This window comes from Streptomyces sp. NRRL F-2664, assembly GCF_000719345.1.
GTDB lineage: Bacteria > Actinomycetota > Actinomycetes > Streptomycetales > Streptomycetaceae > Streptomyces.
In genome coordinates this window covers 1-14,515 of the sequence record NZ_JOFX01000044.1, presented here as the reverse complement: position 1 = coordinate 14,515, position 14,515 = coordinate 1, and the positions used below count along the sequence as shown (strand labels likewise).

Genomic DNA, 14,515 nt, shown 5'->3' with positions numbered 1-14,515 from the left:
TCCGTCCCCCCTTGCCCCAGCACCATAACCGCGTCACCCCTGGCAGGTCAGGGGCTTGGTGATTCCCGTGCGTAAGGCAGCGGTCACAGGTGGCGGAAAACCCGGACAACAGGGGTTACGCAATAAGCCATTTCAAGCCACTTTGCGAAGACTCTTGACACGAGGATTGGTCTGGACCAACTTGGCAGCGCACGTCGTGCGCCGGTTCCGCCCCACATGGTCCGGTCCTCACCCCACCACTCCACCTCCCCCCACGGAGCCCTCGTGAACCGCATACGCTCCCTCTCCCTGCCGCTCGCCGTCGCCGTCGCCGCCGGGGCGCTGACGGCCCTCGCCACCGGCGCCGCACAGGCCGCCGACATCAACGTCGTCCGCAACGGCGGCTTCGAGTCGGGCCTCGCCGACTGGTCCTGCTCCGGCGGGAGCGGCGCCGCCGTCTCCTCGCCCGTGTACGCCGGCGCCGGCGCGCTGAATGCCACCCCGGCCGGCTCCGACAACGCCCGCTGCAGCCAGACCGTCACGGTCAGGCCGAACTCGACCTACACCCTGAGCGCGCAGGTGCAGGGCAGCTACGTCCACCTCGGCGCGACCGGTACGGGCACCCAGGACGTCTCCACCTGGACCCCCGGCTCGGGCGGCGGATGGCAGAAGCTGTCCACCACGTTCACCACCGGCCCCTCCACCACCCGGGTCACCGTCCACACCCACGGCTGGTACGGCCAGCCGGCCTACACCGTGGACGACTTCAGCGTCTTCGGACCGGACGGCGGAGGGGGCACCGACCCCGGTCCGGGCATCCCGGGCGCACCGGCCGGGACCGCCGTTTCCGGCCAGAGCGCGAACGGCCTCACCCTTGCGTGGAACCCCGTCGGCGGCGCGGCCGGCTACCACGTGTACCAGGACGGCGTCCGCGTCCGGACCGTCACCGCGACCTCCACCGCCATCACCGGGTTGGCCCCCGCCACCTCGTACTCCTTCCAGGTGAGCGCGTACAACGCGGCGGGCGAGGGCCCGAGGTCCGCACCCGTGACCGGCACGACGACCGGCGGCGGCAACCCGGGCAACCCCGCCGTCCCCAAGCACGCCCTGACGGGCTACTGGCAGAACTTCGACAACGGCGCCACCGTCCAGAGGATCTCCGACGTCTCCGCCCAGTACGACATCATCGCCGTCTCCTTCGCCGACGCCACCGCAACGCCGGGCGCCATCGCCTTCAACCTCGACTCGGCCGGCCTCGGCGGCTACACGGTCGCCCAGTTCAAGGCGGACATCGCCGCGAAGAAGGCGGCCGGGAAGTCGGTCATCCTCTCCATCGGCGGCGAGAAGGGGACCATCACGGTCAACGACTCGGCCTCCGCGACCAACCTGGCGAACTCGGCGTACGCCCTGATGCAGGAGTACGGCTTCACCGGCATCGACATCGACCTGGAGAACGGGCTCAACCCGACGTACATGACGCAGGCGCTGCGCGCCCTGTCCGCGAAGGCCGGCCCCTCGCTCGTCATCACCATGGCCCCGCAGACCATCGACATGCAGTCCCCGCAGGGCGGCTACTTCAAGACGGCGCTCAACATCAAGGACATCCTGACGGTCGTCAACATGCAGTACTACAACAGCGGCTCGATGAACGGCTGCGACGGCAAGGTCTACTCGCAGGGCTCGGTGGACTTCCTCACCGCGCTGGCCTGCATCCAGTTGGAGGGCGGCCTCGACCCCTCCCAGGTGGGCATCGGCGTCCCGGCCTCCCCCAGCGGCGCGGGCAGCGGCTACGTCTCCCCCACCGTCGTCAACAACGCCCTGGACTGCCTGACCCGCGGTACGAACTGCGGTTCCTTCAAGCCGTCGAAGACCTACCCGGGGCTGCGCGGCGCGATGACCTGGTCCACCAACTGGGACGCCAAGGCGGGTAGTGCTTGGTCGAACTCGGTGGGTCCCAAGGTCCACGGACTGCCCTAGGCGGTACGAGTGGGGGTGGCCGGATCGGTTCGGCCGACACCCGGACTTCTTGACCGGGACATGCCACGAGAGGACGCTGAGCGCGTCCGCACGGCTACCCCCACACTCCCCACCCAGGAGAACGCATGCGGCTCCACACCCGCCGGAGGGCCGGCCTGACGGCGGCCCTGCTGGCGCTCGCGCTGGGCGCACCCGCCTACGGCATGAGCGCGACGGCAGCCCCACCGCCCAGCCCGTCCACCGCCACCCAGGACGAGGCGATCGTCCAGTACCGGATCCACGGCCCCTCCACCGTCGCCGACCGCACCGCCCTGCTCGGAACGGGCGTGTCCATCGACGAGGTGGACGACCACACCGTGGTGGTCAGCGCCGACACCCTGCAGGCGAAGAAGCTGAAGTCGCTCGGCTACAAGCTGACCCCCCTGCCCGGACCCCCGGACCGCTCACTGCCCGGCATCGCGGCCGGCCCCATGGACTTCCCCTCGGCCGACTCCAGGTACCACAACTACGCCGAGGCGACGGCCGAGATCAACCAGCTGGTCGGGCAGTACCCGGCGATCGCCTCCAAGCGGGTGATCGGCAAGTCGTACCAGGGCCGCGACCTCCTCGCCATCAAGATCAGCGACAACGTCGCGACGGACGAGTCCGAACCGGAAGTGCTCTTCACCGCGCACCAGCACGCCCGCGAACACCTGACCGTCGAGATGGCGCTGTACCTGCTCAAGGAGTTCACCTCCAAGTACGGCGCCGACTCCAGGGTCACCAACGCCGTCAACGGCCGGGAGATCTGGATCGTCCCGGACCTCAACCCCGACGGCGGCGAGTACGACATCGCCACCGGCTCCTACCGCTCCTGGCGCAAGAACCGGCAGCCGAACTCCGGGTCCTCCTACGTCGGCACCGACGAGAACCGCAACTGGAACTACAAGTGGGGCTGCTGCGGCGGCTCCAGCGGCAGCAGGAGCTCCGAGACCTACCGGGGACCCGCCGCCGAGTCGGCACCCGAGGTGAAGGCCGTCTCGGACTTCGTCCGCAGCCGGGTGGTGGGCGGCAAGCAGCAGATCAAGGCCGCGATCGACTTCCACACCTACAGCGAGCTCGTCCTGTGGCCCTTCGGCTACACCTACAACGACACCGCCCCCGGCCTGACCGCCGACGACCTCGCCGTCTACAAGAAGATCGGCACCAGCATGGCCGCCAGCAACGGCTACACGCCGGAGCAGGCGAGCGACCTGTACATCACCGACGGCACGATCGACGACTGGCTGTGGGGCAGCCAGAAGATCTTCTCCTACACCTTCGAGATGTACCCCGAGAGCGCCGGCGGCGGCGGCTTCTACCCGCCCGACGAGGTGATCGACCGCGAGACCGCCCGCAACAAGGACGCGGTGCTCCAGCTGCTGGAGAACGCGGACTGCATGTACCGCTCCATCGGCAAGGAGGCGCAGTACTGCTCGTAGCCGGTCGCGCGGGCACCTGAACCGGGGGCGCCCCGCCGCCAGGGGGGCGTCCCCTCCCCTGCGGCGGGGCGCGCCTGCGCGGCCGGGGTCAGCCCAGGACGGCGAGGGCGTCGATCTCGACGAGGAGCCCGGCGGGCAGGCCCACGTACACCGTGGTGCGGGCGGCCGGGGCCTCCTTCAGGCCCTGCTCCTCGAAGTAGGCGTCGTACAGCTCGTTCATCTCGGCGAAGTGTGCGGTGTCGGTGAGGTACACGCGGACCATCACCACGTCGTCCCAGCCCGCACCGCCCGCCTCCAGCACGGAGCGGACGTTCTCCAGTGTCTGGAGGGTCTGCTCGCGCAGGGTCGGCCCGGCCGGGGTCGGCGGCCGCCCCTCCACGTGCGGCAGGAACCCGACCTGCCCGGCGACCTGGAGGATGTTCCCCTTGCGCACCCCGTGCGAGAACCTCGCGGGCGGGACGGTGTGGGTGGCGGGGGTGATGGCGCTCTTCTCGGTCACGGGTCCTCCTGTGGTCCTGAACAGTCCTGGCTGATGGCACCGGCGGTGCGCAGGACCTGCGGCAGCAGTTCGAGCAGCCCCTCCGCGGGGACGACCACGCCGGGCGCCGAGAGCGACAGGGCGGCGACGACCCGCCCCTGCGGGCCGCGCACGGGCGCGCCCAGGCAGTTGATCGACTCCTCGTGGCCACCGATGTCGGTGGCCCAGCCCTGCTCCCGCACGAGGTCCAGTTCGCGCAGGAAGGCGTCCGCGTCCGGGGTGGAGCGGGCGGTGTGGCGCGGGTAGTCGACGCGGTGGGCGAGGGCCCGGCGTTCGGCCTCGGGAAGGTCGGCGAGGAGCACCTTGGCGACGGCGGCGACGGTGAGGGGCACGGGCCGGCCGATGCGCGAGTACATGCGCACCGGATAGCGGCTGTCGACCTTGTCGACGTACACGACCTCGTCGTCCTGGTACAGGGCGAGGTGCACGGTGTGCCCGGTGGCCCGGTTCAGCTCGGCCAGGTGCGGACGGGCCACCTCGCGGACATCGAGGTTCTCGATGGCCTCGGCGGCGAGCGCGAAGAGCTGCGCGCCCAGACGGTAGCGCCCGTCCCGGCGGCGGTGGACGAAACCCCGCTCGTCCAAAGTGCGCAGCAGGCGCAGCGCGGTGCTCTTGTGGACGCCGAGCGCGTCGGCGACGTCACCGAGGCCGGCGGGCCCCTGCGCGAGCAGCGGCAGGATGCCGAGCGCCCGCTCCACGGACTGGCTCATCTCTCGCCCTCCGAATCCGGGCCCGTACGGCGTTCGAGGCGCGGCGGTACGGGCGCGGCCGCGCGGCGGCGCCGTACCGGCAGCGTTGACCCACCGTCACCCGGGATGTTAGACAGCATGCAGCGGTCCACGCAATGACCGTTGCACATCACGCAACCCCACCCGGGAGGCATCCGCATGGCCAGCGCCAGCGACCCCGTCAAGGACCTCGCCGACGAGCCGGTCGACCACCGGTTCAAGGGACTCCCCCCGGACGCCCACACGGACGGCCTCACCGTCGGACAGCTCGCGGCCCAGCGCCGGGACCTGCACAGCGGCGGGTTCACCACCCCCGTCCTCACCCTCGACGCGGACGCGCTGGAGCACAACCTCGCCGCCCTCGGCACCTACGCCGCCCGCCACGACCTCGCCTTCGCACCGCACGGCAAGACCTGCATGGCCCCGCAGCTCTTCCGCCGCCAGCTGGACCACGGCGCGTGGGGCATCACCGTCGCCATGCCGCACCAGGCCCGGGTGTGCCGCGCCTTCGGCATCCGGACGATCTTCCTGGCCAATGAGCTGGTCGACGCACCCGCCCTGCGCTGGATCGCCGACGAGCTCACCGCCGACCCCGGCTTCCGGTTCGTCTGCTACGTCGACTCCGTCCGCGGGGTGGAGCTGATGGACGCCGCCCTGCAGGGCCACGGCGCCACCCTCGACGTCGTCCTCGAACTCGGCGCCGGCGCCGAGGGACGCACGGGGCTCCGCACCGACGCCGAGTGCCAGGCCGTCGCCGAGGCCGTCGCCGCCTCCCCCGTCCTGCGCCTGGCGGGTGTGGCCGGCTACGAGGCCACCATGCCCGGCGCCGACGCCGACAGCGTCCGCGCCTGGCTGCGCCGCCTCACCGCGCTCGCCGCCGACCTCGACAAGCAGGGCCTCTTCACCGGAACCGGCCTGGACGAGGTCATCGTCAGCGCCGGCGGCAGCGAGTGGTTCGACGCCGTCGCCGAGGTCTTCGCCGAGATCCCGCAGCTGTCGCTGCCCGTCCTGCCGCTGCTGCGCTCCGGCGCGTACGTCTCCCACGACCACGGCTGGTACTCGGGCCTGACCCCCTTCAACCGCCTCCCCGAGGAGGGCGGCCTGCTCCCCGCCTTCCGGCTGTGGACCCAAGTGGTCTCCCGCCCCACGCCCGGCCAGGCCTTCGTCAACGCGGGCAAGCGCGACATCGCCTACGACCTCGGGCTGCCCGAAGTGCTCACCGTGCGCAGCGCCCGCGACGGCGTCGAGCGCGCCGCCACCGGGATCCGGGTGACGAAGCTGTCCGACCAGCACGCCTGGATCGAGACGGACGCCGACGCCACCCCGCTGGAGGTCGGCGACCACATCTCCCTCGGCATGGCCCACCCGTGCACCATCTTCGAGAAGTGGCCGCTGATCCCGGTCGTGGAGGCCGACGGCACCGTCACCGACTACGTCCGCACCTTCTTCTAGGGCGTGGACCTGGTCCTGCGGGGCGCCCGTGTCGTCGACGGCACGGGCGGCCCCTCGTACACCGCCGACGTCGGTGTCCACGAGGGCCGGATCGCCGCCATCGGCAGACTGCCGGGGGGCCGTGAGACCGTCGACGCGCACGGTCTCGCCCTGGCCCCCGGCTTCGTCGACATGCACGCCCACAGCGACCTCGCCCTGCTCCGCGACCCGGACCACAGCGCCAAGGCCGCCCAGGGCGTCACCCTCGAAGTCCTCGGCCAGGACGGCCTGTCGTACGCCCCCGTCGACGACCGGACCCTCGACGCGGTACGGGCCGCGATCGCCGGCTGGAACGGCCCCGGCGACGACGTCGACTTCGACTGGCGCACCGTCGGCGAGTACCTCGACCGGCTGGACCGCGGCTTCGGCGGCGAAGGCGTCGCCGTCAACGCCGCCTACCTCGTGCCCCAGGGCACCGTCCGCGCCCACGCCGTCGGCTGGGACGACCGCCCGGCGACCCCGGCCGAACTGGACCGGATGCGCGCCCTCGTCGCCGACGGCCTGGCCCAGGGCGCCGTCGGCCTGTCCTCCGGACTCACCTACACCCCCGGCATGTACGCCTCCGGGGCCGAACTGACCGAACTGTGCCGGATCGTGGCCCACTACGGCGGCTACTACTGCCCGCACCACCGCAGTTACGGCCGCCACGCTCTCGCCGCCTACGCCGAGATGGTGGACCTGACCCGGCAGGCCGGCTGCGCCCTCCACCTCGCCCACGCCACCATGAACTTCGGCGAGAACGAGGGCCGCGCCCCCGAACTGCTCGCCCTCCTCGACGCGGCCCTGGACGCGGGCTGCGACATCACCCTCGACAGCTACCCGTACACCCCCGGCTGCACCACCCTCGTCGCGCTGCTGCCCAGCTGGGCGAACGAGGGCGGACCGGAGGCCGTCCTCGCCCGGCTGCGCGACGACGACCAGGCCGGACGGATCCGGCACGCCCTGGAACACGAGGGCTCCGACGGCTGCCACGGCGTCCCCGTCGACTGGTCGACCATCGAGGTCTCGGGCGTCGCCGACCCCGCCTACGCCGCCCACGTCGGCACCCGCGTGGACGGCTGGGACACCGCCCGCCGGCTGCTGATCGGCGACCGGCTCGCGCCGACGGTCCTCCAGCACGTCGGCCACGAGGAGAACGTCCGCACGATCATGCGCCACCGGGCGCACACCGGCGGCTCCGACGGCATCCTCCAAGGCGCGAAACCGCACCCGCGGGCCTACGGCACCTTCCCGCGCTACCTGGGCCACTACGTCCGCGAACTCGGCCTGCTCTCCCTGGAGGAGTGCGTCGCGCACCTGTCCGGCCGCCCCGCCGCCCGGCTCCGGCTGCCCGACCGGGGCCTGGTCCGCGTGGGCCACCGCGCCGACCTGGTCCTCTTCGACCCGGCCACGGTCGCGGCCGGCTCCACGTACGAGCGGCCCCGCACACCGCCCACCGGGATCCCGCACGTCCTGATCGACGGGCGGTTCGTCGTGCGCGACGGGCGCCGGACCCAGGTGCTGGCCGGCCGGTCGGTACGCCGGAGCGGCCCCGGCCCCTGGTGAACCGGCTGCGTTGCGCAGCGGATCAGCCGCCTACGATGACGCCATGGTCGCCTTCGCCCTCGCCGCCCTGCTGTTCCTCGCGTTCTGCATAAGCGTCCGGCAGGACCGGCGCCGCTTCAGCAACGCCGTGCTCCTGGGCCTGACCTTCCTCACGGCCTTCTCGGCACTCTTCCTCCAGGTCGGCAAGCTGCCCTTCTGGGCAGCGGTCACGGTCGCCTTCCTCGCCTTCGCCTCGCCCGCGTTCGGCGTGCTGGCACTGGGCGTCCTCCTCGTCCGCAACGGCCTGACCATGGTCCGCAAGGAAGGCTTCCGCCCGCCCAACCTGCTGTCGCTGCTCGCCGGCCTTGCGATCTTCGCGCTGATCGCGCTGCTGGTCCTCGTCGCCGTCGTCGGCTCCCCCGTCCTCGGCGGCATCGCCGGGACCCTCACCGTCGTCGCCGGCTACGTCTCGTTCGTCTTCTTCTGCTTCCTGGGCTACGCGTTCCTCTACGGCCGGACCAAGGTCCGCGGCGACATCGACCACGTGGTCATGCTCGGCTCGGGCCTCGTCGGCGGGGACCGGGTGCCGCCGCTGCTGGCCTCGCGCCTGCGCAAGGGACAGCAGATCTACGAGCGCCAGCTGGCCGGCGGCGGCCGGCCGCCGGTGCTCCTCGTCTCGGGCGGCAAGGGCTCGGACGAGAAGGTCGCGGAGGCCCGCGCGATGGCGGACTGGCTGATCGGGGAGGGCGTGCCGGCGGAGCACATCGTGCTGGAGGACCGGTCCACGACGACCGAGGAGAACATGCGCTTCAGCCGGGAGATCATGGAGGCCAGCGATCCGGCGTACCGGTGCGTGGTGGTCACCAACAACTTCCACGCGTTCCGGGCCGCGATGCTGGCACGCAAGACCGGCGTCAACGGGCAGGTGGTGGGCTCCCCCACCGCCAAGTACTACTGGCCGAGCGCCACCATCCGCGAATTCGTCGCGGTCTTCTGGGAGCACCGGGCGGTCAACCTCGCCATCTGCGGCCTGCTCACCGTCTTCGGCGCGCTCGGCACCCTGGCCGCGGTCCTCGTCTGACCCGCGGCGGCGCCCGCGGAAGGTGCCGTGACTCCCCCCTTGGCAGTCACGGCACCGGTCGCACTCACCGCACGGATCAGACCCGCTGCCACAGCGCGGGGACGTTCGGCGGCTCCCAGCCCGCCTGCGCCTGGTGCCCCTGGATGCAGCGGTAGGTCCCACCGCCGTACGTGACGCTCGCGCCGGCCGCGTAGACGGTGCCCGCCTTCCAGGTGCCGCCGGGCTCGGGCTCGGGGCCGGGGCCGGGGCCCGGGTCGCTGCCGCTGACCTTGAGGGTCAGCCCGTACGCCGACAGGATTGGGTTCAGCGGCTGGAAGAAGGTGGTCCCGCCGCTGGAGCAGTTGCCGGAGCCGCCCGAGGTGACGCCCTGGGCCTGGCTCCCGGACATGTAGGAGCCGCCGGAGTCGCCCGGCTCCGCGCAGACCGTCGTGCGGGTCACCCCGGAGATGGTGCCCTCGGGGTAGGTGACGCTGGTGTTGTGCTGCTGGATCGTGCCGCAGTGCCATCCGGTGGTCGAGCCCGACCGGCACACCGAGGCGCCCACCGGCTGCAGTACCGAACCGCTGACCTGCACGTTCGTGCCGCCGCTGCCCTTGACGAACGGGGTGGAGGTCCAGTTGGTGTTCGCGGCGACCCAGGCCATGTCGCTGCCGGGGAAGACCGAGGCCTGGAAGGAGCCCTGGGCGACCCGGTTGAAGCCGGTGGTGGTGGTCCCGGCCCGCCCGCAGTGCCCGGCGGTGGCGAAGCCGTGCACGGTCCCCCTGGTCACGGGGAAGCCGACGGAGCAGCGGCCGCTGCCGTTCATGTAGTAGGCGTCCCCGCCGCGCAGGTCGTGGAGCGGGCGCGGGGCCTCGGCCGTGCGGACCACGGTGACCAGGGCCGCGTCGGTGGCGGTCGCGGAGAGCAGCCGGGCGGCCGCGCCCGCCTCGGTCTCCTCGACGACGAGCATGTTGGTGCGCGGGTCGACGTAGCGGACGGGGGTCGCGGGACCGGCGGCCCGGTCCAGTGCGGCCTTCGCGCCGTCGAGGGCGGCCAGGGTACGGGTGACCAGTTTCGGCTCCGCCCCGGCGGCCCGTATCGCGGCGGTGTCGGAGGCCCGGGTGGTCGCGACGGTGAGGGTGCCGGCGTCGGCCCCGTCCACCCAGGCCCCGGCGAAGGCACCGCCGAGCCGATCCCGCAGGCGGGCGGCGGTGGCCCCGGCCTCGGCCTCGTGCACGAGCCGCGCCTTGGCCTGCGTGGGGGTCAGGCCGAGGTCGCGCTGCATGGCGGCGAGCAGCTCGGGGGGTGCGTCGGCGGTACGGAGGGCGGCGGCCGCCGAGGGCGCCGCGGGGTCGGGGGCCGGGTCGGCGACGGCGCCGCCGGTCCCGGCCAGCAGCAGCCCGGTGGCGGCCAGGGCGGTACACGCCGCGCGGGCGTGTCGCTTGAGCATGGGGGATCTCCTCGGTTTTCCGGTGGGGGGTCTGCGGAAACCGTAGAAATCCGAACCTGACCGCGGGAGCTGCCGGTTGGCCCCTCCCCCGGCGTTATGCCCGGCGCCGCACGGCGGTCGAAGTGCGTTCATGGGGCGGCGGCCGGAGGATGGGGGCAGGTACACCGTAGGAGGTACGCGATGGTCAGTGAACCCGACGAGCAGCCCACCCGGTCGGACCGGCTCTTCACGGGCGGGGAACGACCGTACGACCCCGAGGACCTCGTGATGGCGACCGGCCACGACCCGACTCCGGAGCGGGTCGAGAAGGCCCGCCAGCTGATGGAGAAGGAGGGCCTCCAGGTCATCGAGCGCTACCTGCCGTAACGCAGGCACCGCCCGAGAGCTGCCCCACCGCCCCGGCCCACCCGGGCCGGGGCACGCTCCCCCGCGCCGGCCCCACCGGCTGTCGAGGCACCTTGCCCCAGCCCGCCGGCGCTTGAGGCGCTCTTGCCCAGCCCCGCCGGCGCTTGAGGCGCTCCTTCCCAGCCCCGCCGGCGCTTGAGGCGCTCCTTCCCAGCCCCGCCGGCGCTGGCGTCCCCAGCCTCGCCGGCAGCCCCGCCGGCGTTTGAGGCGCTCCTTCCCAGCCCCGCCGGCGCTGGCGTCCCCAGCCTCGCCGGCAGCCCCGCCGGCGTTTGAGGCGCTCTTTCCCAGCCCCGCCGGCGTTTGAGGCGCTCTTTTCCAGCCCCGCCGGCGTTTGAGGCGCGGGGGCCCGGGGGCAGCGCCCCCGCAACGGCGCCGCACCCGCAACGCACCGCACCGCACCACCCCCTACGCCGCAGGCCACGGCGCGGCCGCCCGCAGCGAACCCGCCCCGGCCCGCAGGGCCGACCCCCCACCCGCCGCCCTCCCCAACGCATCCGCATGCGCAGCCCTCGCATGCCCCAGCACCTCCCCCGCCCGCGCAGCCCCCCGCGCGGCGGGATGCCACCCGAGCAGGTGCCGCCACACCAGCGGGGTCCCGGCCAGCGGCCGGGTCACCACCCCCGGGGTCGCCGGGAACGTGGCCCGGCACAGCCCCACGGCCCGCCCCACCTGCACCAGGTGCACGCAGGAGGCCGTGTCCGTCTCGTAGACGCAGGCGGGCGCGAACCCTGCCCGCACGCACGCCGCGGCGAAGCAGTCGCCGAAGCATCCGTCGCCGGGGACGTCCGTCCACGCCTCGGCGGCCAGCTCGGCCAGCTCGACCTCATGGTGCGCGGCCCGCGCCACGGCCAGTGGATGGTCCGCGGCCAGCATCACGTGCACCGGGTCCCGCGCCACCTCCCTCCACGCCAGCCGCGCGGGCTCCGGCGGCGCACTCTCCCCGCAGACGCCGACCAGCGCGAAGTCCAGCCGCCCGTCGGCGACGCTCCCGGCGACCTCCTTCTCCGACCACGAGGTGTACGTGCTCACCGGCACCCCCGGCTCCTCCTGCGCGAGCCGGTCCACGAGCCCGCCGAGCAGCGGCCCGTGCGTCCCGCCGAGCCGGTAGCCCCGCGCCTCCTGCCGCGCGAACCGCTGGGCCTCCTCCTGCAGCTCGCACACCGCGGGCAGCAGGACGCGGGCCCGCTCCAGCACCAGTTCCCCGAGCGCGGTGGCCCGTACGCCCTCCCGCCCGCGCACGAACAGCGTGCCGCCCAGCGCCCGCTCGATCCGCTTCAACTGCGCGCTGAGCGCCGGCTGCGCGAGCCCGAGCGCGGTGGCGGCCCGAGTCAGGCTCCCGGCGTCGGCGACAGCCCTGACGATCTTGAGATGCCTCAGCTCCAGATCCATGACACGGAGCTTGGTCCAGACCGATGGACGTGCGCCATGGGTCGTACGCATCCAGAATCGTTAATGCTCGTTAGCCGCCAGGGGGCCTCGACCCTAAGGACAGGTAAATGCACACACTCGAAGTCGACTGGGACCACCCCACGGACCCGCGACCCGGCCCGCGGCTCGACCACGTCCGCGCCTACGTCAGCACCGCCGGCGCCGACGGGCACCTCTGGCACGGCGTCCGCACCCTGCTGCTCACGACACTCGACCGCGCCACCGGCACCACCGTACGCACCCCGCTGATCTACGGCGAGGACGCGGGCCGCTTCCTCGTCGTGGCGTCCGCGGACGGCGCTGCGGACCATCCGGGCTGGTACCGCAACCTCACCGCCCATCCGCACGTCCGCCTCCAGGTCGGCGCCGAAGCCTTCGAGGCGACGGCGCACACGGCCACCGCGACGGAGCGGGAGGTGTACTGGGAGATGATGACCGCCCTGTGGCCGCCGTTCGAGGACGAACAGGCGGCCGCCCTCCCCCGCGAGCTCCCCCTGGTCATCCTGGAGCGCCTGCCGGGCCGCTAGGGCCTCAAACCTCAGGCCTCCCGCTCCGGAGCCGCCCGGCGGGCGGCGATCTCCCGGAGTTCCTCCTGCGTGAGGGCGAGCCCGAACACCGCGCGCAGGGTCCCGTCCAGGGCGTCCGCGGCGATCTCCTCGGAGGTGCTCGTCCCGTCGGGGAGGGTGGTGACGAGCGTCAGGTCGTCCAGGCTGTGGTGGGCGGCCGGGGTCATGCGCTGCACGAAGAGCCGGCGGACGAACGGCGAGCGCGCGTGCGTGCCCACGAAATGGCTGCCGACCACGTAGTCGATCGGGTACTGGGCGGTGAGGGTGAAGGTGTGCCGGTCGATCCAGGGGGCCGAGCCGCGCGCGGGTCCGCCGTCCGGCCCGGACGGGGCGGGGGCGGTGCCGGGGGCCGTCTGGTACAGCCACCACTGGTCGATGCCGTGGGCGCCGGGGTGCCGCTCCAGCCGGTGGCGCCAGCCGTCGTACGCGACCTGGGCCCCGTCGGCGAGTTCGATCGGGCCGAGCGGGCCGGCTCCGAAGCCGACGTCGCACAGCCACTCCCGGTCGTCGTCGCGCGCGGCCACGGCGAGCAGGCCGTGGGTGGCGGGCAGGACCTTGGGCGCGCCGAGGCTGACCCGCCCGATCATGCCGGTGACGTGGAACCCGAGGCGTTCGAGGACGGCGGCGAAAAGCAGGACGTGCTCGAAGCAGTACCCGCCGCGCCGGTCCCGTACCAGCCGGGCCTCGACGGACGGCAGGTCGAGCGGCAGGTCCCGGCCCAGGACGGCGTGGACGTTCTCGAAGGGGATGCCGGTGGTGTGGGCGCGCTGGAGGTTTCGCAGGACCGCGAGGGTGGGCTCGCGGGGACCGTCGTACCCGATCCGGGCCAGATAGGCGTCGAGGTCGAGCAGTTCGCCCGACCACCGGTCGGAGCGGTGATCGGTCGGGCTGGGGGCGGGCACGGACGTTTCGGCTGACCGGATGTTCATGCCCCCAGCCTCGTACCTCGACCCGGCTTGAGGTCAAGCCGGAATGCGGGGCTCCTCCGGGCACAACCGCGGTCCGAACCGGGACCGCAGGGCCCGGGCGGTGGAGCGCACCTCCTCACCCGTGGAGCCGCCCGCGGCGTCGGGCGTCACGTGGGACGAACACGCCGCCGGAACCCGGTCACGGCCGGACGGCCGCCGGCACTACTGGACCCCGCGGGACTCGTCCCGGACCTCCCGCGCCTCCCGGACGTCGAACCGCACGGAGCGCACCGCCAACCGGTCGGTGGCGGGCCGGCCCAGGGGCCGCAGCCGCCACTCGGGACCCGCACAGTCGGCGCCGGCGAAGACGGTCACCCAGGAGTCGGTCTGGTTCTGCGGGGCATAGCCCGGTTCCACGCCGTCGGAGCCGACGGCGTAAAGGTTGATGCACTCACCGCTGTCGGGGTCGTCCAGGACGACGCGGTACTCCTGGCCGGAGTCGTCGGTGTACCTGTAGTGGAACTGCCCTTCGGCCGCCAGGGCCGAACCGGGCAGGGACAGGACCAGCGCACAGGCTGCGACGGCGGCGGCAGCGGCGTTGCGAAGCTTCATCGGTGAACCCTTCGGGGGGGGGCGGGGCGGGGGCGGGGCGGGGAGCGAGGCACGACCCTAGAAGGCCCGGCACAGCCGAATCGATCCTCCGCAACGACTCGGCGTGGCGGCTCACCCCCGGTCGCCGGTCGCAGTCCCTTACGCCCCGCACCGGGGGTCACGTGCCGGACGGGCTGCACAGGCGGGCGGGGTGGGGGTGGCTTCGGTGGGCGGGCTTCGATGAATCGGTATCAGGAACGGTCTGGGGGTTTCCCGTCAGTCCCATCGTCCTTCCGTGCCGGGCCGGTCCCTCAAGGGCGCTCCCTTCGGTCGCGTCGCTTCGCGATGGAGCTTCGCTCCACCCTTGACCGACCGCCCCGTCCCGGAAAGCCGAAAGACTGCCGGGAAAC

At 73.1% G+C, this 14,515-nt stretch carries 13 protein-coding genes; 7 read left to right on the top strand and 6 right to left on the bottom strand.

Annotated features, from left to right (window positions below; all coding sequences use genetic code 11):
* Positions 1–264 precede the first annotated feature (264 nt).
* Positions 265–1,956: a chitinase gene (locus IF89_RS0129265; protein WP_051807803.1), complete on the top strand. Its 1,692-nt coding sequence runs from the start codon at positions 265–267 to the stop codon at positions 1,954–1,956.
* A gap of 125 nt (positions 1,957–2,081) precedes the next feature.
* The gene (locus IF89_RS0129260) at positions 2,082–3,416 is read left to right on the top strand and encodes a M14 family metallopeptidase (RefSeq protein ID WP_030774493.1); all 1,335 of its coding nucleotides are present in this window, start codon (positions 2,082–2,084) and stop codon (positions 3,414–3,416) included.
* A gap of 88 nt (positions 3,417–3,504) precedes the next feature.
* Here IF89_RS0129260 and IF89_RS0129255 read toward each other — a convergent pair whose 3' ends face one another.
* Positions 3,505–3,915 (bottom strand): RidA family protein, encoded by a 411-nt coding sequence (locus IF89_RS0129255; protein WP_030774492.1) that lies wholly within the window; start codon positions 3,913–3,915, stop codon positions 3,505–3,507.
* Positions 3,912–4,664 carry an IclR family transcriptional regulator gene (locus IF89_RS0129250; RefSeq protein ID WP_030774489.1) on the bottom strand — a complete coding sequence of 251 codons (753 nt, stop codon included), beginning with the start codon at positions 4,662–4,664 and terminating at the stop codon, positions 3,912–3,914. Before IF89_RS0129250 ends, IF89_RS0129255 begins: the two co-directional genes overlap by 4 nt.
* A 177-nt stretch (positions 4,665–4,841) precedes the next feature.
* Here IF89_RS0129250 and IF89_RS0129245 point away from each other — a divergent pair, with 177 nt between their 5' ends.
* Genes IF89_RS0129245 through IF89_RS0129235 form a run of 3 tightly spaced genes read left to right on the top strand, consistent with a single transcriptional unit; the run spans position 4,842 to position 8,778 of the window.
* A complete protein-coding gene (locus tag IF89_RS0129245; RefSeq protein WP_030774486.1) occupies positions 4,842–6,134 on the top strand; it encodes an amino acid deaminase in 1,293 nt (430 codons plus the stop codon).
* A gap of 3 nt (positions 6,135–6,137) precedes the next feature.
* A complete protein-coding gene (locus IF89_RS0129240) occupies positions 6,138–7,718 on the top strand; it encodes an N-acyl-D-amino-acid deacylase family protein (protein WP_030774484.1) in 1,581 nt (526 codons plus the stop codon).
* A 43-nt stretch (positions 7,719–7,761) separates the two neighbouring features.
* The gene (locus IF89_RS0129235) at positions 7,762–8,778 is read left to right on the top strand and encodes a YdcF family protein (protein WP_030774480.1); all 1,017 of its coding nucleotides are present in this window, start codon (positions 7,762–7,764) and stop codon (positions 8,776–8,778) included.
* Between the two features lie 76 nt (positions 8,779–8,854).
* On the opposite strand, the gene IF89_RS0129230 is transcribed toward IF89_RS0129235, so the two are convergent.
* Positions 8,855–10,207 carry a carbohydrate-binding protein gene (locus tag IF89_RS0129230; RefSeq protein WP_030774478.1) on the bottom strand — a complete coding sequence of 451 codons (1,353 nt, stop codon included), beginning with the start codon at positions 10,205–10,207 and terminating at the stop codon, positions 8,855–8,857.
* Positions 10,208–10,387: 180 nt separating this feature from the next.
* Between IF89_RS0129230 and IF89_RS0129225 the strand changes: the two genes are divergently transcribed.
* Complete coding sequence (locus tag IF89_RS0129225) at positions 10,388–10,573, top strand: hypothetical protein (RefSeq protein WP_030774475.1); 186 nt, start codon at positions 10,388–10,390, stop codon at positions 10,571–10,573.
* A gap of 444 nt (positions 10,574–11,017) precedes the next feature.
* Here the strand turns inward: IF89_RS0129225 and IF89_RS0129220 are convergent, their stop codons facing one another.
* A complete protein-coding gene (locus IF89_RS0129220) occupies positions 11,018–12,001 on the bottom strand; it encodes a LysR family transcriptional regulator (RefSeq protein WP_051807800.1) in 984 nt (327 codons plus the stop codon).
* 107 nt (positions 12,002–12,108) lie between these two features.
* On the opposite strand from IF89_RS0129220, the gene IF89_RS0129215 reads away from it, so the two are divergent.
* On the top strand, positions 12,109–12,567 hold the full coding sequence (locus IF89_RS0129215; protein ID WP_051807798.1) for a nitroreductase/quinone reductase family protein: 459 nt from the start codon (positions 12,109–12,111) through the stop codon (positions 12,565–12,567).
* Positions 12,568–12,578: 11 nt separating this feature from the next.
* Here the strand turns inward: IF89_RS0129215 and IF89_RS0129210 are convergent, their stop codons facing one another.
* On the bottom strand, positions 12,579–13,535 hold the full coding sequence (locus tag IF89_RS0129210; RefSeq protein WP_030774469.1) for an arylamine N-acetyltransferase family protein: 957 nt from the start codon (positions 13,533–13,535) through the stop codon (positions 12,579–12,581).
* Positions 13,536–13,736: 201 nt separating this feature from the next.
* Positions 13,737–14,126 (bottom strand): hypothetical protein, encoded by a 390-nt coding sequence (locus tag IF89_RS0129205; RefSeq protein ID WP_051807796.1) that lies wholly within the window; start codon positions 14,124–14,126, stop codon positions 13,737–13,739.
* Positions 14,127–14,515 lie beyond the last annotated feature (389 nt).